The 19,588-nt window shown below is 60.6% G+C and carries 17 protein-coding genes and 2 pseudogenes; 14 read left to right on the top strand and 5 right to left on the bottom strand.

Annotated elements, in window-relative coordinates; translation table 11 throughout:
- Nucleotides 1-531: 531 nt before the first annotated feature.
- From GO986_RS15925 to GO986_RS15905, 5 genes are all read left to right on the top strand, one after another.
- Nucleotides 532-1,371 carry a GNAT family N-acetyltransferase gene (locus tag GO986_RS15925; protein WP_157460295.1) on the top strand — a complete coding sequence of 280 codons (840 nt, stop codon included), beginning with the start codon at nucleotides 532-534 and terminating at the stop codon, nucleotides 1,369-1,371.
- A gap of 114 nt (nucleotides 1,372-1,485) precedes the next feature.
- Nucleotides 1,486-2,556: an SAM-dependent methyltransferase gene (locus GO986_RS23495; protein WP_157460294.1), complete on the top strand. Its 1,071-nt coding sequence runs from the start codon at nucleotides 1,486-1,488 to the stop codon at nucleotides 2,554-2,556.
- 317 nt (nucleotides 2,557-2,873) lie between these two features.
- Nucleotides 2,874-4,058: an alpha/beta fold hydrolase gene (locus GO986_RS15915; RefSeq protein WP_198170736.1), complete on the top strand. Its 1,185-nt coding sequence runs from the start codon at nucleotides 2,874-2,876 to the stop codon at nucleotides 4,056-4,058.
- A gap of 85 nt (nucleotides 4,059-4,143) precedes the next feature.
- Nucleotides 4,144-5,154 carry an ankyrin repeat domain-containing protein gene (locus GO986_RS15910; RefSeq protein WP_157460293.1) on the top strand — a complete coding sequence of 337 codons (1,011 nt, stop codon included), beginning with the start codon at nucleotides 4,144-4,146 and terminating at the stop codon, nucleotides 5,152-5,154.
- A gap of 488 nt (nucleotides 5,155-5,642) precedes the next feature.
- Nucleotides 5,643-6,161 (top strand): hypothetical protein, encoded by a 519-nt coding sequence (locus GO986_RS15905; protein WP_157460292.1) that lies wholly within the window; start codon nucleotides 5,643-5,645, stop codon nucleotides 6,159-6,161.
- Between the two features lie 1,285 nt (nucleotides 6,162-7,446).
- Here GO986_RS15905 and GO986_RS15900 read toward each other — a convergent pair.
- Complete coding sequence (locus GO986_RS15900; RefSeq protein WP_157460291.1) at nucleotides 7,447-7,860, bottom strand: MarR family winged helix-turn-helix transcriptional regulator; 414 nt, start codon at nucleotides 7,858-7,860, stop codon at nucleotides 7,447-7,449.
- Between the two features lie 111 nt (nucleotides 7,861-7,971).
- On the opposite strand from GO986_RS15900, the gene GO986_RS15895 reads away from it, so the two are divergent.
- The gene (locus GO986_RS15895; protein ID WP_157460290.1) at nucleotides 7,972-8,259 is read left to right on the top strand and encodes a DUF1330 domain-containing protein; all 288 of its coding nucleotides are present in this window, start codon (nucleotides 7,972-7,974) and stop codon (nucleotides 8,257-8,259) included.
- 1,101 nt (nucleotides 8,260-9,360) lie between these two features.
- Here the strand turns inward: GO986_RS15895 and GO986_RS15890 are convergent.
- On the bottom strand, nucleotides 9,361-9,702 hold the full coding sequence (locus GO986_RS15890; protein WP_157460289.1) for a nuclear transport factor 2 family protein: 342 nt from the start codon (nucleotides 9,700-9,702) through the stop codon (nucleotides 9,361-9,363).
- An 876-nt stretch (nucleotides 9,703-10,578) separates the two neighbouring features.
- Here GO986_RS15890 and GO986_RS23490 point away from each other — a divergent pair.
- Nucleotides 10,579-10,779 (top strand): hypothetical protein, encoded by a 201-nt coding sequence (locus GO986_RS23490; RefSeq protein WP_369409421.1) that lies wholly within the window; start codon nucleotides 10,579-10,581, stop codon nucleotides 10,777-10,779.
- A 328-nt stretch (nucleotides 10,780-11,107) separates the two neighbouring features.
- Here the strand turns inward: GO986_RS23490 and GO986_RS15880 are convergent, their stop codons facing one another.
- Complete coding sequence (locus GO986_RS15880; protein ID WP_198170734.1) at nucleotides 11,108-11,377, bottom strand: Atu4866 domain-containing protein; 270 nt, start codon at nucleotides 11,375-11,377, stop codon at nucleotides 11,108-11,110.
- 115 nt (nucleotides 11,378-11,492) lie between these two features.
- Nucleotides 11,493-12,239, bottom strand: coding sequence for an SDR family oxidoreductase (locus tag GO986_RS15875; protein WP_157460287.1), 747 nt, complete (start codon nucleotides 12,237-12,239; stop codon nucleotides 11,493-11,495).
- 235 nt (nucleotides 12,240-12,474) lie between these two features.
- Here GO986_RS15875 and GO986_RS15870 point away from each other — a divergent pair, with 235 nt between their 5' ends.
- Both GO986_RS15870 and GO986_RS15865 read left to right on the top strand, forming a co-directional pair.
- Nucleotides 12,475-13,347: an AraC family transcriptional regulator gene (locus GO986_RS15870; RefSeq protein WP_157460286.1), complete on the top strand. Its 873-nt coding sequence runs from the start codon at nucleotides 12,475-12,477 to the stop codon at nucleotides 13,345-13,347.
- Between the two features lie 257 nt (nucleotides 13,348-13,604).
- A pseudogene (locus GO986_RS15865) lies at nucleotides 13,605-14,444 on the top strand (IS5 family transposase).
- Here the strand turns inward: GO986_RS15865 and GO986_RS15860 are convergent.
- Nucleotides 14,407-14,604: pseudogene (locus tag GO986_RS15860) on the bottom strand (IS6 family transposase); the annotation flags it as partial. The pseudogenes GO986_RS15865 and GO986_RS15860 overlap by 38 nt on opposite strands.
- 241 nt (nucleotides 14,605-14,845) lie before the next feature.
- On the opposite strand from GO986_RS15860, the gene hmpA reads away from it, so the two are divergent.
- The 5 genes from hmpA (at nucleotide 14,846) to GO986_RS15835 (ending at nucleotide 18,904) form a co-directional block, all read left to right on the top strand.
- Complete coding sequence (gene hmpA, locus GO986_RS15855) at nucleotides 14,846-16,120, top strand: NO-inducible flavohemoprotein (RefSeq protein WP_157460285.1); 1,275 nt, start codon at nucleotides 14,846-14,848, stop codon at nucleotides 16,118-16,120.
- A gap of 51 nt (nucleotides 16,121-16,171) precedes the next feature.
- Nucleotides 16,172-16,558, top strand: coding sequence for a hypothetical protein (locus GO986_RS15850; protein WP_157460284.1), 387 nt, complete (start codon nucleotides 16,172-16,174; stop codon nucleotides 16,556-16,558).
- The gene (locus GO986_RS15845; protein WP_369409420.1) at nucleotides 16,555-16,971 is read left to right on the top strand and encodes a truncated hemoglobin; all 417 of its coding nucleotides are present in this window, start codon (nucleotides 16,555-16,557) and stop codon (nucleotides 16,969-16,971) included. Before GO986_RS15850 ends, GO986_RS15845 begins: the two co-directional genes overlap by 4 nt.
- Nucleotides 16,964-18,301, top strand: a complete 1,338-nt coding sequence (locus GO986_RS15840; protein ID WP_198170732.1) for a GGDEF domain-containing protein — start codon at nucleotides 16,964-16,966, stop codon at nucleotides 18,299-18,301. Before GO986_RS15845 ends, GO986_RS15840 begins: the two co-directional genes overlap by 8 nt.
- Before the next feature lie 129 nt (nucleotides 18,302-18,430).
- Nucleotides 18,431-18,904, top strand: coding sequence for an RrF2 family transcriptional regulator (locus tag GO986_RS15835; protein ID WP_157460282.1), 474 nt, complete (start codon nucleotides 18,431-18,433; stop codon nucleotides 18,902-18,904).
- Nucleotides 18,905-19,588: the final 684 nt, after the last annotated feature.

Raw genomic sequence — 19,588 nt, 5'->3', positions numbered from 1 at the left:
TTCAGAGACAGACGACCCAACCGGCGTTCTGGGTTCTTGGGAATCGGTCAACAGGGCTGACGAACCGCGGGGGATTGGTGGTTGCTACGACCTCTGAAGGCCATCAGAAATTGCCGCACGTCCACACGCAGTGGGATGACAGCTGTACCTGTTGTCCGGTGAACTGACAGTTTGGGTCAGTGGCCGTAAGGTTGTGGTTTATTGCAGTGGCTCCTCATCTTTTCCAGCTGGCACGGCCCACGGCGCTGCTGCTCCAGGCGAGAGCGTCGCCGAGCGGGTTCGCGCGGCGGACCGTGGATACGGGACGGGTATCCCAGACGCGAGTGGTGCGCCGCCAGAGCCGACTCCTGGGAATCTGGAGCGCTTTTTGAAAGGCGCAGCCGAACTTGAAGATGAACGGCTCGGTTCGCCCGGATCCCTTCCAGGGCCCTCAGCGAAAACAGCGGTGGACGGCACAGATCTGAAGCAGGCCGTCCACCCCAACCAATCCGTGTCAAGAGCTCTGCCCTTCTTGCGTAAGAAAGGAGATCGATGGTCACTTCAAAGACGACCTATCCCCCTCAGCTGCAGATAGCCTTTGAAAATGCCGAAACACAAATGGTGCGCGATCTCTTCTCTTCCATTTCAGAAAGAGAGCGAGACCTCCTGGGCATGGCAACGCTTGATGTGGCTGGGGCCACACTTCAGCTCATCACCCACTTTCCGACATTGACTTGGTTCAACCGGACGCTGGGATTGGGTCTTTCCCGGCCTGTAACAGACGATGACCTAAGCGATATTCAGGCTGCCGTCCGGCGCAGTGGTGCGTCCCAGATTATGGTCAGCCTGCATCCGCAGGCTCAACCTGCGGATCTGGAGGCGCGCCTGCTGAGGTTGGGTGCCCTGCCGACCCGCGCACTGATGCAACTTGGACGGGACGTTGCGTCCAGCCCCATCCCCATTCCAGCCGGAATTGAGGTGCGTGAGGTCGGTCTAGACGCTTTGGACACCTTTATGGAGGTCTTTGAAAGGGGATACGGTTTGTCTGGAGATTGGCGCCCTATGTTTCAAGGCATCCTCGGGCGTCTCCCATGGCACAGCTATCTGGCGTTTCAAGGGGACGAAGCGGTGGGATGCGCCAGTTTGGCGGTGTTCGGTGACTTCGGTTGGCTGGGCAATGCCGCGGTCGTGCCGCAACATCGCCGTCAGGGAGTGCAGGCGGCTCTGATTGCTCGGCGCATTCAGGACAGCGCGAGACTCGGAGCGAAATATCTCTTGACTCAGGTTGCCGAAGATTTGCCTGAGTCGCCGAACCCCAGTGAGCACAACATGCGCCGCGCTGGATTCGTGACTGCGTACCGCCGTCCAAATTATCTCCTGCCCTGCGACTGAGCGCAGCCTGTGTTTATCACCGATCAGCCCCGAAACAAACGCAAGTTCGCCATGCTGATGAGGAGGTTGAGCGCCCATGAAGAACTGTCACCGTCTCTTTTTTGAGGTGATCGTGTGACCTCTGGCTCGCACGAGACCCGGCCCACACCGCGCCACCAACTCATGTCGCAGGCCAAGACCTTGCTGGACACCTGGAGTAGAGGCGCTGAAGCCCTGGCCCTGCTCAAGGCTGTGCAACAGGCTGGCTGGCTCCCCTTGCTGGCAGAGCCGCGCAGCTTGCAGGCCCTACAGACTTCTACCGGAAGCTCGTTGGCGCACCTGGAAAGCGTTCTGCTCGTCCTCACAGCGCACGGTGTCGTGGAATGGGAGGGTGACCTTGTGGGTCTCAGTCCCTCGTTTGAGGCCCTGTGTGCCGACGACGCCACTGTGGGTATCGCCGACCTGCTCGACTACGCCCAAATGCTGCCGCGCTATATCCAAGAGGCCGTCCAAATGCCCCCAGGCATCCCCATGAGCGAGACCGACGCCCTGATCCAGGCCAAGGTGTTTGGTGGTCACGTCACCCCCGCGACGCAAATCGCGTTTCGGCTCCTCGCAGATGCCCTGCCTGAATACGCGGTGCTGGAAGCTGGAGGACGGGGACTGGACGTGGGGTGCGGCGTTGCTGGAGCCCTTCTGAACATGGCATTGATCTTTCCGAAGAGTCATCAGGTCGGCCTCGAACTGCTGCCCAGCATCGCCGATGAAGCCCGTCGGCGGGTGCGGGCTCTGGGTGTTGAAACCAGAGTAGAGATCCGCTGCCAAGACGTCCAGACGCTTGATGAGGAGCGCGCCTATGATACGGCGTTTTGGGCTCAACCCTTTTTTCCCGAAGCCATACGCGCCGGCGTCTTACAAGTGATCCTTCGGGCCCTTCGGCCTGGAGGCACGTTGCTCATGCAAGAACTCTTCGTGCCTCCCATGGACGGCGACATGGCCGCCATGCGCGGCTTTGCTCTGTCACAACTGCTGTTCCGTCACAGAGGGATGGTCTTCGCACCGACGGCCGAGGAGTTAGTCCAGGAAGGACTCGCTGCCGGCTTTGAATCCGTGCGGGTGGCGCAGACGCCATTCGGACGTCTGGCGATTCTCCGCCGTCCTGAATTGCCCGAAGGGAGGCTGAAAAACACGTTGAGTGCCGAATGATGCAGCCAGTGATCACCAGAGGAAAACCGCTCAATTCCTTGGCTCAGACAGAAGGCTTTGATAACAAAGGGCATTTCCAGCTCATATAAGGAGAGTGATGCCTATCGTCAGATCCTGTTGTATTGACCGGAGGTTCCGGCGTTGTTGGCCGCTGGGCGGGACACGTCCTGCGCAACGCTCATCCCAAGGTGCCGCTGCTGATCGGTGGCCGCGATCTCACCAAGGCCAACCAAGCCGCACCAACTACTTGGTTCCGTCACCTATTTCGCCCGCTTTAAACCCATTGGCGGCGTGATCCTGAACTTGGAGGTGCTGTGATGCGTGAAGATTCGATGTTGCCTTCCGGTGTAACGCTGAAGAACGGTGCGGTTGGAGCCCGGCTCGCCGCGACGTCCCGCACAACCGACCTCTACAGCTCGAAGCGGGATGCTCTGCCGGGAGCCTCTGGCGCAGACGGGTCATCTTCCAAGCGCGAACGGCTTGCCGCGCCGAAAAGGCCGTCTCAGGCACTGGCCACTGTCTCAGGGTCGCCCAACGCCTTCCCGGTTCGCCGGGCGCAGGTGCAGGTCAACGGGGAGCCGTTCCATGTGATCGAGCAGGGCCAGGGGCCGGCGGTCTTGTTTTGCCACGGCTTCCCGGACACGGCCGAGACCTGGCGCAGTCAGATGCGCGCGGTCGCCGAAGCAGGCTACCGCGCAGTGGCGCTCGACATGCGTGGGTACGGGGCAAGCTACGCCCCGGCCGACGTCAGTCTCTATACGTCCCTCCATATTGTGGGTGATCTGGTGGGTGTCCTGGACGCCCTCGAAATTCAGTCTGCCGTTCTGGTGGGCCACGATTGGGGTGCGGATTATGCTCAGCGCGCCATGGTGATGCGGCCAGACCGTTTTCGGGCGCTGGTGAGCCTGAGTATCCCGTACGCGCCCCGCGGCGAGATCAGTCTCTGGGAGGAGCTGCGCAGACGGGGGCTGGGGGAGCGTTACTACGCTGCCAACATGATCAAGCCGGAGGCCGAGGCCCGCTATGCGCCAGCAGCGAAGACCATTCCCAGCATCCTGTACTGGCTGTCGGCCAGCCCGCCACCAGACGCGCGGTGGGATCCTCTCGATCCGGCCCGGGGGATGCTCCGGCCCTCCCCGATGGCCGTGCCGAGTTGGGCGGATCCAGACTACGTTCAACACACGATCCGTTCTTTCGAGAAGACCGGCTTCCAGGGCGGGCTCAATTACTACCGCGTGTTGCAGATCACGTTCGATCTGACGGCGGCGTTTAAGAACGCGGTTATTCACCAGCCGAGCCTGTACCTCTACGGCGCAGCCGACGGCCTGTGCCAGTTTTTCCATCCCACTCCCCCGACCCCTGCAGACCTCCGGCAGGCCCAGCCCGGCCTGGTCGACGTGATCCGCTTGGAACATGCAGGTCACTGGCCCCAGCACGAAGAGGCCAGCCGTGTCAATGCAGAACTGATCAAGTTTCTCGGCACGATTGGAGCGCCGCAGTGAGGAAACCGATGATGCCGTACCGGCACTTCCATCAACTTAAGATCGCTCAATCCTCAAGCCCGCATTTCCTGAAGGGAGAACCAACATGAATTTAGAAGCCTCAATTCGGGCCGGCGACCTGACGACGGCACTTGAACGTCTGCTTGCCGGGACAGATGTAGACCGCCGCAGTCCCGAAGGGTTTACGCCGCTGATGATCGCTGTCGGCCTTGGACAGCCGCAGATGGTGGAACTGCTGCTCACGGCTGGAGCGGACGTGCTGGCGATTGAGCCGCGCATGGGTGCGACGGCGCTTCACAAAGCAGCACAGTCGGGCAACACCGACGTCATCCGTCTGCTGCTCGACCGCGGCGCCTTTATTGATCAACAGTCCCCTGTTCTCGGGAACACGCCCCTGATGGACGCGGTGTTGCACAAGCGGGAGGAGGCCGTTCAACTGTTTCTGAAGCGTGGCGCCAGGACGACGATCAGGAACCACTGGCAGCAGACGGCGCTTGACCTCGCGCAGCAAGATCACCTCGACGCGATTGCACGCGCGGTAGAGGCGCGAATCGAGACTGACGCCGAGCACGTTCGTGCGCTGACGCTGATGGCAGCAGTCAAGGTGGGCGACCTCGATGAGGTTGAACGGCTCATTGCGGCCGGAGGCTCCGTCAACGGGCGAGCGCCGATTGTGGGACGCCTGGACGACGACTATACCCCGCTCGGCGTCGCTGCCCGAGAAGGACACACCGACATCGTGCGTGTGCTGCTGAATGCAGGTGCGGATCCTCGCCGGGTGACCGGACTGATGAGGGGGACGCCTGTCCACGAGGCCAGTTACATGGGGCATGCCGACGTCATTCGGGCACTGATGGAGCAGCGCGGCCAGGTTGGGACGCCAGCGCCCGAACTGGATGCGCAGGGGGCCTATAACGGACTGACGGCGCTGCACGATGCGGTCTGGCACGGACATCTGGAAGCGGCGCGAGTCCTGGTCGAGGCAGGCGCCCGCCTGAACCTGAAGACGCACACGGGCCTGACGCCCCGGGAGTTGGCGCTGCTCTACGGCTACGACGACCTAGTCCGTTTCCTGGCAGAAGCTGAGGGGAAGTGACCTGATCCGCAGGCAGTGCCAGGCTGTTTGACGCGTCCTGTGAAACTTGTTTGCTCCATGACTGCGCGTTCACACCCTCTCCGCCTTCTTTTGTCTTTCCCGGCACCCACATTCGAAGATCTGCTCGGGGCAGCGGTCGCGTCCACGCTCGCCCGAACGGGAAACCGTGAACGATTGAAGTCAGGATATGCCGCTGGTGAGGCTGCAGGTGCTGTATGACGACTTTGCCTGGCATTCGTGCGGGGCAGCTCACTGCGTCACCAACACAAGTTCATAGCCTCAAGATTGACTTCCTTACGCTCTGCGCACCGGGTCTCCTGCCGCTGATGACGCACAGTTGGCCCGGGCGTATGGCCAGATCTCTGAAGGCCACGGGTCGATTCGGGTAAGACTGTACAGGGCGGCAACTGAGACCAGACTATCGCAAATGCACTGGGTGGAACCGGCCCGCCTGCAGTTCATTTCACTTTGCTGAGGAGGGTGTAGTCATGGCGCAAGAGGTCAGCCCAGAGATTCTGGTCGGTTTGTCAGAAATCGCAGCCACACTTGTCGGGACGTTTCTTGTAGGCGTCTTCTTCTACCTGGAATCTGGGCACCGCCGTACTCGCCGCGCCGCGCCCAACGCCGACCAATACCTGCGTTCTGGAGTGCGGGGACTCTTCTTCCTCTTTGCCCTTCCACTCCTCATTCCGCTGGTGCTGGCGCACCTCAACGCCACCTGGGGAGCCCTCCTGTTCGTCGCCCTCAGCGTTCCCGTCGTCCTAACGTCAGTCGATTCGGTACGCAACCTCTTGAAACCTGGCGGCTCGTGGGGTTCGGGTGCGCTCGCCATCAACGAGGTCGTGGCGGCCACATCGACCGCGTTGGTCGTCACCTTGCCCTGGATAATCGGAGGCAAATGGGTTCCACCCCCATCCGCGTTTGTCCCCTCAATGCTGCTGGCAATCGGCGCCGGCTTCTTCAGCACAGTCGCTCTCGTTATGACTCTTTTTGACCGGTCGGAATGACGCAGCTCAACCGAACACCTCACCTGGCCAGATGACGCACTGTCCACAGCGCTAGAGGGCTTGAGGCGGAGGGGCTTCAACGATGTGGACTGCCCTGCAAACCTGAACGGTTTGCAGGAGAGCCGAGCCCAGAAACCTCTCCAGTCTCGACTACGTGGAGACGTCATGAAAAAGCGTCAGTGCCCGGAAGACCAAGTGTCAGGCTGCGGGCATCCGGCCCAGAGCGTGCTGGCCTACCGAGCCGATCCAGCGGGAGCAGCAAGATCATCTCCGGTTGGCACGTGCCCTCAACAGTCTCGGTATCGTCCACTTGTATCTCGGTTCCCTTGAACACGCCCTGGCCTGCTGTCAAAAGCAGTTGGCACTCACATAAGCCATCCAGGGTCTGACTGCGCAAGGCGGAGCCGACAACGATCTGGGCTTCACTCTGTATGCCATAGACAAACAACGGGCCAAGTTGTGTTTCTTCACTTGCTGCACGGCATACACAGCGTGGGGTGGTCTAAGGTTCAGGCCACCCCCGCTGTAACTGAAGACCACGTGTGGAACGCTTGCTTTTGATGGTATCGTCTGTTTTTGACAGGAACGTTGGTTCGGGTGTGAGAGCGGCGGTCTTCGATGTGAGCGTGCAGATGCAGAACTTCTTGCGCTCCCTGATGCAGTGTAGGTCGGTGAGGTTACTCAATCCAATTGTTGCCGCGTGCCGTGGAGCTCACCCGTTGGTGATCGACCTTCATCAAGTTGGGGATCGCCCGAATCGCGGCTCCACAGTTAATTTGTGTCAACGTCAATAACGTCCGAAACGTGATATTCACTCAGCAGTCCGGTCAGAAAGGTTTTCGCGGCATGCGTCTCGCGGTGCCGCTGCAGAGCATCCCCTGCACGAAGTCGTGCCCGTCCACTGCCCTTCAGAGCCCGTGTCTGACGCCTCCGATGGACGGACAGACTTGATCCAGATGCCAGCGAGAGGAGGGGCCCGAATTTGATCTACCCTTCGCGAAGGGCTGCATGACTGACCTCAATGCCGCTCACCTGAAACAATTTCTAGATGTCTCGGCCACCCAGGGAGAAGTGGTGCTGGAGCCAATTGGGGTGCTGAACAAGCTTACCGGGAAACGGTGGGGGTAAGGCTTCAGGTCAGTCACAGCGGGACAGCCTCCCCCAACCCGGTCAGGGCAGCACAACCGGTTAGGATGCTGAACCGATGAACCTCCCTCCAGTAGCGGAACTGTCTGTACGCATTGAAATTGAGGCAAACTCAGTTCAGGAAGCCGAATGTCAACGCTCAGCTGCTGGTAGCGCCGAGCTTGGTTAGAAGCCTGCGTAAGAGAGCATTTTCCTCTTCAGTGAGAGGCAGCGCCCGTGAGATTCCCGCAGGAATGCCTTCGGCCCGCTGACGTAGTGCAGCTCCTTGAGGTGTTAACTCGATGTCAACACTACGCTCATCGTCAATGCGGCGACGCCGCACAATATGACCAGCAGTCTCCAACCGCTTGAGCAGAGGGGTAAGCGTACCGTGGTCGAGTTGCAGCGCCGCCCCGATGTCCTTGATGGTGGTGTGATCGCGTTCCCACAACACCAGCATGACCATGAATTGTGGCTGGGTAAGTCCCACCTCCTCGAGCAGAGGCCGGTACAGTGCCGCTACTGAGCGCGACGCAGTTGCGAGTGAGAAGCAGATTTGCTCATTGAGACGCATGTATAGAGTTTAACATACACAAGTATCTTTTGCACAAGATACTTGTGTGCTACGGTATAGGTACGGACACGAAGTTGGCCGTTGATTTCCCCCAAGCATAAGGAGAATAAAATGAGTGCATATATGGTCATTAGTGTCACCCCACATGACGAAGCGAAGTGGGCCGAGTACGAAACCAAGACGTTGGAGATCGTCACCCAATACGGCGGCGTCCCCGTCGCCCGTGATCCTCAACCGCTGGTTTGGGAAGCTGAAACCACGCCCGCTTTCGGTGTTATTCTCCGTTTTGATTCTAAGCAGGCCGCTGAGAAGTTTTACCACTCAGCCGATTACGCCCCACTGAAGGCATTTCGGCAGACCTTCGCTCAAGCGAGCGCCATCGTCGTAGAAAGCCCCTAATGGCCTAACGGAGACGGCCTGAATAGGCTCGACAGGCTTCTCGGTTCGAGTGAGGATGATCAGCACCGCGTCCTGCAGCGCTGCATGGACGGCGATGAAACATTAAGAGCGTCAAGATGTGACCTGGTTTCATGTGCCCGCCAAGATCAGTCATCCGGCGGACATTCAGCGTGAGCAGCGACTAGGCATGAAAAGCTTCGCGTCCCAGCGTCCTCCTGACCTTCAGGCCTGTGAAAACGCCCACGTATTGATCACGGCGGAGGTCTGAGTTGATAGGCTCGCGGCCTGTCTGGTGGGCCGCTGACCCATTCCTCCTGCGCTCAACTTGAGGAGCGTCGCTTGGACGCCCCCAAATGGAACCAGGAGATTGCTGACCACTTCGGCGTCTCCATGCACACGGGCTCCACTTGGAAAGCACGACTCAAACCGAACGGTAGCTTTCAGGGCACCGTTGCCGCTGGCGCCGTTTCGCGCAACACGAGGAGATGCGTACCCTCCTGCAGGAGGGTACGCATCAGCACGGCTTCCCCGGCGAGTCGTGAATTTGATCGACCGGTCTTTCGATATGTGGTACCACGACGATCACGTCCAGAGAAGCCTTCGTCAGCTGAGGAGGCCATTACATTGATGGGCAAGGCTACGGGAGTGTTTTTGAGACGCTGGATCGCCTTGACCACGACCTGGCCCCCACGCCCCTGGAACGGGGTGGAGCGCCTGTTGCCGGCACACGGAACACACCCACCACTCCATTCAGATCCTCCGAGATGTGAGCCCTGACTGACTGGGAAACGGGCAGGCGCAGACCGTCACTGCTCAATAGAGCCTAGGGCAAGCCTATTGACTCCAATTAGACCCTCAAGGCGTTATGTGGCGAGTCTATGGGGCCACATGAACCGGGTGGGGAAGGGACGGAAAGGCAATTGCGCCATGAAGTGTTCTCTTGTTCCGGATGACTCTTCTACTCACTACGTTCAATGGCATGCCAATCCGTCGACTTCCCCGGCCCTTCCTTGACTGTTTTGACTCTTGGCGGGCGAGATCCTCGTGTCCGCGGACGGTTGTCAGGCCCTCTGCGCAGGCGTTGTGCTGTCTAAAGCGGCCTCAAATCACGAAGGCCTGTAGGCCAGCCATTTTGCCGTCGCGGAAGTGCCAGACGTCGCAGTACATATGACGCGTCGCTTTCCCCACTTCGTCTGTCAACGTGATCTCACCGATGACTGTGAGAAAGTCACCTTCGGAAATCATGCGGTGAACACTCAATTTGGGCGGCTCCTTGTAGACGGTCGCCATATATTGGCGAACAGCTTCCTTGCCGGTGAGCGTTTGATCACCTACGAATGTCCACTCCGTATCCTCAGTACAAAATCCCAGAAATCCTTCGAAGTCGCCTTGAACCACCGCCGCGTTGGCTCTTTCCAGAATCATTTTGTGGGTCTCCGGCATCTGCAACTCTCCTTGAACGAATTGGGGCGACACAATGATAAACGGTTATAACAAGTAAGGTGCGGCACTTCACATCTCTATATAAACTGGAAATGAACAAGCCGTTCAGCTGTGAGCGAGATGGTCAGGGAGCACATGAGGCGCTTACCAAGATCAACCTTGTTGGTATCAGGGCCAAGTGATCTCTCCCCTTCAATGACAACCTTCAGCTGCAATAGCTGTGGCCTTCGTGAGCTCTTGGCTGTCTATGCGGAAAGACAGGTTGGGGTGGGCGCCTTGTAAAAAGCGTCCTGTTCAATGGTTGACGGTGTCAGAATCACCGACAACTAGAACGGCCCTAGTGCCGTGAGACAGCTTTCTTCCTCCGAGTTGGCCAACCTATCAAGTGTATACAACACGGCAAACCCACCAAAAGAAATCATTAAGTCGAGCTAAATGAGGCTGTGAAGGCATCAACGACGTCGGTAGCTCCGCCACAACTGCGTCATCCTGAGCAGCTTCACCAACTGCTTGACCGGCGAAGCTGATCGCGCAAAAGCAGGTGCAGGCTGACTTGACTCTGGGGCATCTGGCCCTGCGTGCTGGCATTTCTAAGCCCGGCTCCTCTGCCTGTTGTGGGTTGTGTTGCCTTAACCGGGCTGGGCAACCCGCCGTGACAGACACCCAGCGCGCCCAAGAGCCTGTACCACTGCTTTCTCCGGAGTAACCGGGACGTGCAAGACGTGCTGTATCAACGCGGCCCAACAGGTCAGCCACGAGACCCTCTGCCAATGATGCGTCAACTTCAGCGTCCTTTTCGCTGAGGAACTGTAGACCTGGAACCCCGTCGATGGCGTCCGATCCTGGCTCTGGAGGGCGGTCGACGAGCACGGTTTCGTGCAGGGTCTCCTTCTTCAGCAGCAGCGAGACACGGACGCCGCACAGCCCTTCCTGATCCGGCTCGTGGGTGAAGACGATGTCCTGGAGATCATTCAGACGGCTCAGCTGCGGAGTGACGGCGCGGCACTTAGGGAGATACGTCGCCGGACTGACGTCGGCCACCTCCAGGTGATCTCCACGGCACGCGGCAAGCAGTGAATGGGGAACATTCTCACCGACTTACCTGGCCTTGGAGGCGCCAACGACAGGGCTTGGGGCGGCGGAAACGGCCGCAGGAATGCCCTCACCTGTAGGTCCGCATCGAGAACCTCCACCTTCACATCCGAACCAGCATTTCCGCCATGACCAGACGAACCAGCCAGCCGCAAGCGGCCCAGATGTGGTCAATCATCTCAGGCCACCCCTGCCCTCCAGCTGCCTTGGGGCCGATCAAGGCACCACACTCTTCCTCACCACTGGGATGTCTATTTCTCGAAGGGTCAGGGGCTGAGCGCTGAGCCAGCTCTCTGACCACTTCCAGGGCGATTCATCTCTGACGGTTCAGCACCATCCCGGCGTGATAAAGCACGTCGTTTCTGAAGTCGCCGTCGGCAGTGAAGCCGGCGTCGTCCCAGTACTCGATGTGGGCCCCTGTCACTTCATAACGGCCCAAGTAGGCCTGTTCACGCTTCCCCCGGGCCTCAACGTAGCGCCCGTTGGGCAGCAACTCATGGCGAATCTGCCGGTCGGCAGTGACCCACAGGCCTACGTAAGGGTGAGTTGCTTCGTTGGTCGGGGCGATGGAATCGGTTTTCATAAGGGGTCCTCTGGTGGGATGTGCGCGAGGAACGATGAGCATCGTGGGGAGCACAGCATCTTGCACCCGCATTGTTAGCGGCGTCCGCCCTGCCTTGATCTCTGGGTCAGCCTCTTCAGTGTGCACCCGTGGGGCGCACGACCAGTTCGTTGACGGAGACCGCTTGAGGTTGCGTGATGGCGTAGCCGATAGCCTGCGCAATGCTGAGCGCAGGGAGGGCCAGCTGGCGGTATTCGCGCATCAGATCGCGGGCCGCCTCATCACTGATGGACTCGGCCAGTTCAGACTCGGTAACGCCTGGAGCAACGATGGTGACCCGCAACGCCGGCTGTTCCTGCCGCAGCCCTTCCGAGATGGCATTGACTGCGCACTTGCTCGCGCAGTACACCGCCGCCGTCGGGCTGACCTGGTAGGCACCGATGGACGACACGTTGATGACGTGTCCGCGGCCCTGCTGCACCATCACGGGCAACGCCGCCGCGACGCCGTACAGGACGCCCCTAATGTTCACGTCGATCATCCGATCCCACTCGTCTACCTTGAGGGCGTCCAGCGGGGAGAGCGGCATGACCCCGGCGTTATTAACGAGCACGTCCAGCTGGCCGTGCGACTCGGTTGCCAGCCTGACCAGCGCGGCCAAGTCTTCGCGGCGGGTGACGTCCGTCGCCCGGGCGTCGGCGACTCCGCCTGCCGCCCGAATGTCAGCGACCAAGGCATCCAGCCGTTCCTGCCGGCGCGCACCCAGCACGACCCGTGCCCCCTGACCCGCCAGATAGCGGGCGGTTGCCTCCCCGATCCCGCTGCTGGCCCCGGTGATCACGATGACTTGGCCGCGTAACTCCGTTGAATTTTGTTCAGACATGCTGCCTCCTTGAGCCACCCCTTGCGGCAGCTTGACTCATTCACCTTAGGCTTGGGGAAACCGCGGGCAGTAGACCAATCCACCGCCGTTCTTGCCCAATACTCCAGAGTGATGGGATTGACCCAAAATGGATCAAGTAGATTGGTAGCAGCCATTCAGCAGTCGGCTGGTCTACAAGCCTTTCTCAATCGTCCAGAATCATCCGCACAAGAATGTGCGAACACAAAGAGGTTTTATGACACCGCTGAGGGCACTCGCCACCCTGATCGCCCGACATGCTCCTCAGGACGGCACGACGTCAACGGCCATCCCCAGGGTCGAACTGGTTCGCACCGCCTCACCACAAGCGCCGGTTCAGGTGCTCCATGAACCGGCGCTGTGCCTCGTGGTGCAGGGCCGCAAGCAGGTGATGCTGGGCCAGCACACGTTTACCTACGACGCGGCGCACTATCTGGCGGTCTCGGCAGCGTTGCCGGTCAGCGGTCAGATTCTGGAGGCCACACCGGAGCGGCCGTACCTGTGCTTCCGGCTCAACCTTGATTCCAGTGTCTTGACAACGTTACTGCGGGAGATGCTCAGCGACGTGCGGCGAGAAGTGACGGCGCGCACCCCTGGTCTCACCCTGGCCCAGGTCACCCCAGCGCTGCTGAATGTGGCGGTGCAGCTCGTCAAGCTCCTCGACAGCCCCGAAGACATCTCGGTGCTGGCCCCACTGCTGGAGCGTGAGCTGCTCTACCGGGCCATCAAAGACGACCAGCTGCCGCTGCTGCGTCAGATCGCCACCGAAGGAACCCCGATGCACCAAGTCAACCGGGCCTTGACCTGGCTGCGGGCGCATTACACCGAGCCCTTCAGCATGAAGGTGCTGGCCGCCGAAGCGCGCATGAGTCCCTCGGCACTGTACGAGCACTTCCGAACCGTCACCACGATGAGCCCACTCCAGTACCAGAAGCAATTGAGACTGCAAGAGGCCCGGCGGCTGCTGACCAGTCAGCGGTTGGGGGCCGCCAAGGCTGGGTACGCCGTCGGGTACGAGAGCCCCTCACAGTTTAGTCGCGAGTACCGCCGCTGGTTTGGAGTCACGCCTGCCCGAGACGCCACACATTGACACTGGTTCTGGCAAGTTTGTGTGGTGAACCGACCCGTAGGAAGCTTAATTCGTCAGGCCTCATTGAGCCGACAAGCCTGAACTTACAAGGGTGGAGTGGCTCAAGCTCACTTTTGGTGCAGGCTAAAGGGTGTTTGTAACGGTTGAAGAAACGGCGAGTGATGAGCCTTGGTCTACCTCAATTTTGCGTCCTGAGGGGCTGCCAAGCACAGGTTTGAAGTTCGCGGTAGCGACTTCGTAACGAGCAGAATGGGTCGGTGACGCGCCGAAGGTACCCGAGTGACGTCGATGACGACACGTATTTCTTTCTGCTCCTATATCTGCTGCTCAGCCCTGAAGACGCCAGACAACGGCAATATTCCATCCGAGACGTATTGAACGCTCTACTTTGGGTCGCGCGCACGGGGGCACAGTGGGCGTATTTGCCTCATGACTTTCCCCCGGCAGAGACGGTGCGCCAACAGGCGCACCGCTGGTTTGAGGCCGCGTGCTTTTAGAGCGCGGCGCATGATCTGCGGATTCTGTCCCGTATGGAGAAGGGCCGGAACGGGGCGCCAAGCGCGATCATCATTGACAGTCGCACCTTACAAAGCACACCAGAGAGCGGCCACCGTGCCGGGTTTGACGGCGCGAAGAAGCGCAGGGGCACCAAAGTCCATCTGGCCGTCGACACCCTGGGGCACGTCCTGGCGGTGCTTACCACACCGGCCAATGAGCAAGACCGAGCACAGGTCTTTGACCTGTGCCTAGACGTGCAGGAAGCTACAGGTGTGTCGGTTCAGGTCGCGTTCGCCGATCAGGGGTGTACCGGGACCCAAGCCGCCCTGGATGCCACCCAAGCCGGGGTCGAATTGATCGTGGTCAAGCGCCCCGAAGCCACCAAAGGGTTCATTCTGGTCCCCAAGCGCTGGGTCGTGGAGCGCTTGCTGGCGTGGCTGTCGCGCTTTAGACGCCTTGGACGTGATCTAGAACGCTTGCCCTCCACCCTCGTCGGCTTCCACGTCCTGGCTGCATGCATTCTGCTCTGCAACAATTTGAAACCTTTTTTTTGCATAGCGTTCTTGGCAGCCTCTGAGCTAACAGAGGGCAGAACTTGATGCACCACTCACGTAGGGTCTCGTGGCTGACCTGGATGCCGCGCCTACGGAGCAATTCCTGAACATCCCGATAACTCAGCGGAAAGCGGTGATACAGCCACCCAACGTGTTGGATGATGCTCATGGAAAACCGGTGACGGTGAGGCTTGGCGTCGGTCACAGCGGCTCAGCCTACCTCGGCCCGTTTAAGGCAACATAACCCTTTCTGGTGTTCATGTGGGCTCCTTACCGAGGACTGGCAGTGAGACTCCTGCCGAAATCGCTCTAAAATCAAATAGGTATTTAAGATATGTATTAAAGGGATGCTTGTCCCGCGCGCTTAAGAAAGTCACTCCGAACCCAATGAGGCACTAAGGACAAATCTCCCTGAAATAAGTATTTAAAAAGTATATTAAAGAGCTATGTTGACTGACCGGCAACTTGAGATCGTCAAAGCCACGGTGCCCGCACTCCAGGCCCACGGCGCCGCCATCACCCGGGTGTTCTACACCTCCCTATTTGAAGCTCACCCTGAGCTCCTCAATATCTTCAATCCAGTGAATCAGGCGAGTGGCCGTCAGGCCGATACGCTGGCTGTGAGCATCCTGGCCTACGCCGCCCACATTGACCGGCTGGAGCAGCTGGGCGGCATGGTGGGCCAGATCGCTCACAAGCATGTCAGTCTTGAGGTCCTTCCCGAGCATTACCCCATTGTCGGTCAGCATCTGCTCTCCGCCATTGCTGCTGTGCTGGGCGACGCGGCCACGCCAGAGATCTTGGAGGCCTGGGGCGCGGCGTACGGTCAATTGGCCGACATCATGATCGGCGTCGAGGGCAGCATGAAGCGGGCTGGTGCCGAACAGCCCGGTGGCTGGGCCGGCTTCAAACCGTTCGTCGTGACCGGCAAAACCACAGAGAGTCAGGTCATCACCTCTTTTGAACTGACCCCCCAGGATGGACAACCTCTCCCTCCTTTCCAGCCCGGGCAGTACCTGAGTCTGCAGGTGCAGGTTCCAGGGCGGCCCACACGGCAGATTCGGCAGTACAGCCTCACGGCCCTTCCCAATGGCCAGACCTACCGCATCAGTGTTAAGCGGGAACGGGCCGCGTCGGCCGAGCTCCCCCACGGCCTGATCTCCACACATCTTCATGAGGAGCTGAACATGGGTGACCAAGTCCTCGTGCACCTGCCCGCTGGTGAATTTGTCCTTCAGGATTCAAACCGCCCAGTGGTGCTGCTCAGCGGCGGCGTGGGGATTACGCCGATGATCAGCCTGCTTGACCACCTCGTCGCCAAGAACCCAACCCGCCCTGTCCTGTTCGTTCACGCCGCCCTGAACCGCGAAGTCCATGCCTTCCACGACCATGTCAATGCGGTGACCGCGGCCCACTCACAAGTCCAGAAGCAGATCTATTACACGGAAGTGGGCATTCACGATCAACTCGGCGTGGATTATGACATCGCTGGTCTGATTCGCCGCAACACCATAAGCCCCCTCTTACCTGAGGGCGACGCAGAATATTACTACTGCGGCCCGGCCGGCTTCACGCATGCGGTGGAATCGCTCCTAGACGACCTGAAGGTGCCCACAGATCGGCGCTTCACAGAAACCTTTGGCCCCTCACGCACGTTTACGTTGCTGGCGGCGGACCGTGCGCCTGCGCAGGCACACGAACTGGCAGCCACTGGGCGCTAACCGGCCGTTCTCTCAGGGCTGAGCCACCCCGCCTCAGCCAAGGAGCCTCTGATGTCGCTTTTCTCTCATTTAAATGTCCTGCTGGTCGGTGCCTGGTTTGGCATGTACCTGTTCACCACCTTCGTGGTCAGCCCAGCCTTTGCGCAGCTGTTCCCCGACGCCGCGATCCGCAGCGCCCACCGCCAGGTGCTGGGCCGTCAATATGCCCGTGTGAATGGCCCGCTGACACTGGCGCTGCTGCTGACCCTGCTGGCGCTGAGCTTGACCCAGGGCTTTTCTGCGGCGCGGCTGACCCAGTGGGGCCTGCTGCTTTCACTGAGCCTCCTCATTCCTCTGCATGTGCGCGCCGCCTCACGCCGGGCCGCCCCGCCCCGCTGGATCACACACGTCACCCTGCTCGTGGGCCTGGGGCTGTGTGGGGCTGCGGTGGTCGCGTGAGCCCCGCTCAGCTGTATGACCGCATTGGAGACGTGCGCTTGCGGGTACTCCTGCGCACTTTCTATGGCCGCGTCGCAGAACATCCGGAGTTGAGTGCCATCTTCTCGCAGGCCCTCGGCCCATATCCGCAGGGGGGGTGGCCCCTGCATCTCCTGCGGCTGGAAGGGTTCTGGCGCGCGGTCACGCTCGGCCCCAGCGCCTACCGGAGCTCGCTGCCAGCCGCCCATCAGCACCTGGGCCTCACCCCAGCCCATTTTGACGCGTGGCTCCACCTGTGGCGCGGCGCTGTGGATGAGGTCCTGCCTGCTCCTGAAGCGGACGCCATGTACCGTCTCGCCGCGCGCATGCGCGTCAAACTTGAGCGGGTGGCGGCCAGTGATGGGGAAGCATCTGCGGGTGTCCGCGATGCCTGAGCCGTATGACCGCGAAATATTGACCCGTCTGGCCTGCATCGCTGCCCAACTCACGTCGGCTGAGCGGGTGGTGGCCACGCTCGTAGACGGGCTGAGCGTGACGTCTGGCGCCGAGTCCGAGGGGGCGTCTCAGAGTAGGCTTCCTTTGCTGACGGCCCTTCCGCTTCAGAAAGCCGGGGTTGGTCAGGTGGGCACCGTCAAGTTGTACAGCTCAACCCTATTTGTCCTGTCAACTGAGCAGCAACAAGCTCTCCAAGATTTGGTGATAGGGGCCGTTCATGAGTTGGAGCTTCAAGCCAAACTCGACCAGGCGCGGGTCGAACTGCACGCCGCGCACCGGCAGCGGCGTACCCTTGAACGCCGCCTAGAACATGCCCGCACCTTGGACGCCCTTCACACCCTCTCAGACCGCAGCCTGACGCCGTGTGAAGTGGCTCTGCAATCGGCCCGGCTGATCGGTCCAGCCATCGGGGCAGATTGGACTGGCCTGGTCACCTTCGCTGCTGGTGTGCCCCGCGTGCAGGCGGCCCACCGGCGCACGGGGCAACCGGATTTCACCGCGTACCTTGGAACGCCGGGCAGCGTCACGTCCCGGCTGGACGCTCTACAGCGCCCGTATTACCTGAGCGCCTACCCCAAGCATCCACATGCGGTGCCGGCCGCTGTTCGCGCGGGGGTCCAGGCGATGGCGTGGTTGCCGCTGGGCGAATGGGAGGACACGGCCTACGTGCTGGCGGTCGCCCGCACCGGCCCGGCGCGCACCGCCGCGTGGCGCAGCACCGACCGGACCCTGCTCAACGCCGCTGCTCGGTCTGTACGCGCAGCTCTCCATCAGCGCGCAGCGGTCAGCGCCGCCACAGCGGCCGCACGGACCGACAGCTTGACGGGTACGGGCAATCGCCGGGCCCTGGATGTCGACCTTGCCCAAGCCCTGGACAAGGGGCAGGCGCTGGCGTTGACCCTGATTGATCTGGACGGGTTCAAAGCCTTAAACGATGTCCACGGGCACGCAGCGGGGGACTGCGCCTTACGGGTGTTCGCGTCCACCCTTCAGGGAACGGGCAGCGCAGTGTACCGGTTGGGCGGCGACGAGTTCGTGCTGTTGGATTCGTCAGAGCGGCCGGCCAGCGACACTGAAGTGGAACTGCAGCGGGCCCTGCGGGCCGCGAGCGGTGCGGTCGGCGCCTCATTGGGGGCCAGCGTGGGGACCGTGCATTCACCCGAGGATGCCCAGGAGGCAGACGTCCTCCTGGCCCTGGCGGACCGTCGGATGTACGAGATGAAACGCCAGCGGCACCGCCGGTCCGCCCCACTGGCACCCTGTGGGTAGGTCGGCCCAGCCAGGGAGATTTGGCCCGTTTGACCCAAGGCGCCCGCCAGTGAAAAGGGCATTCACCGCTAGACCTGGCGGTGCAGGCGCCTTATCCTGCCTCATGATCGTCTTCTGGCGGCGCCTCGTATGCAGTTGACGCTCTTCACAGACGCCTCTTTGCGCATCCTGATGCACTTGGCCCGGCAGCCAGCGAATCAGCTGGCCACGACGGCTGAGCTGGCCCAGCTTTACCATGTCCCCTTCAACCACCTGAACAAGGCGGCCGGCTTTCTCAGCCGGGCGGGTTGGGTTCAGGCTTCACGCGGGCGGGGCGGCGGCCTGAAGCTGGCGGTGCCTGCCACCGAGATTATTCTTGGTGCCGTCGTGCGTGCCACGGAACCGCAGACGCCCCTGGTTAATTGCCCCACCTGTCCGCTGCAAGGACACTGTGAGTTGCAGCGCGCCTTAAGCGAGGCGACCAGGGCCTTTTACGCTGTGTTGGACCGGTACACCCTTGATGACCTTGCGCGGGGCACCATGACCTTGCTGATGCCAGCCTCGCAAGGGGACTGGCGAGGTGCCGGGCCGAAGACTCTGTGTGACCACTCGTCTACGGTGTAAATTCGCTGAGTTGGGCCACATCGCTGACTCTGCAAAATTGCCCCACTCAAGCAGATTGAAGATAAAAATGTATGGGTAGGTTCGTACAGAGCCGAGCTGCGGGGAAGAGCGTTGGCACTTAAAGTCTTCAAGGCCCAACGCAGGTCATTTCTCTACTACAGTCGAGGATCCCTTCTTGACCTACTCCTCTGACGCCTGGACCCTGCTGACGCGGTATGGCCACTATTCGCCTGTTTTGACCGCAGAGCAGCTACACGGAGCCCGACCCCTAGACCCAGCAGCGCCCTGAGGACGCCACCGACCAGACTGGCAGCGCGGTGTTCAGAGATCCCTTCGCGGTTACGGAGTTGACTACAAACGATCATCAGGCCAAGTAAAGAGACCAGGAAAGCGAGCCCAGACGGGGCCATACTCAATCACACCATGCCTTCTGTGGTCACGCCGTCACATTTGCAAGTGTGGCCTCCGCGTGCGTCTTCTGCCCAGCCCCCTGTTGCTGGAGCAGAGAGGTCAAACCCATCCCGTCCCTTCCTGCTTTGGAACCCGCAGCAGCGCCAAAAGGGGGCATCAGCAGGGCACACACGGACCAGGTGACTTCACCTGGTAACAGCGCACCTGCCGGACGGCCCAGACTCCCAGCACCACCGCAACAACGTACACGAAGACACCACTGCAGGTCTTTAG

The organism is Deinococcus arboris (assembly GCF_009755355.1).
Taxonomy (GTDB): domain Bacteria; phylum Deinococcota; class Deinococci; order Deinococcales; family Deinococcaceae; genus Deinococcus; species Deinococcus betulae.
The sequence above is the reverse complement of the archived record's forward strand: the minus strand, read 5'-3'. Positions and strand labels throughout refer to the sequence as shown.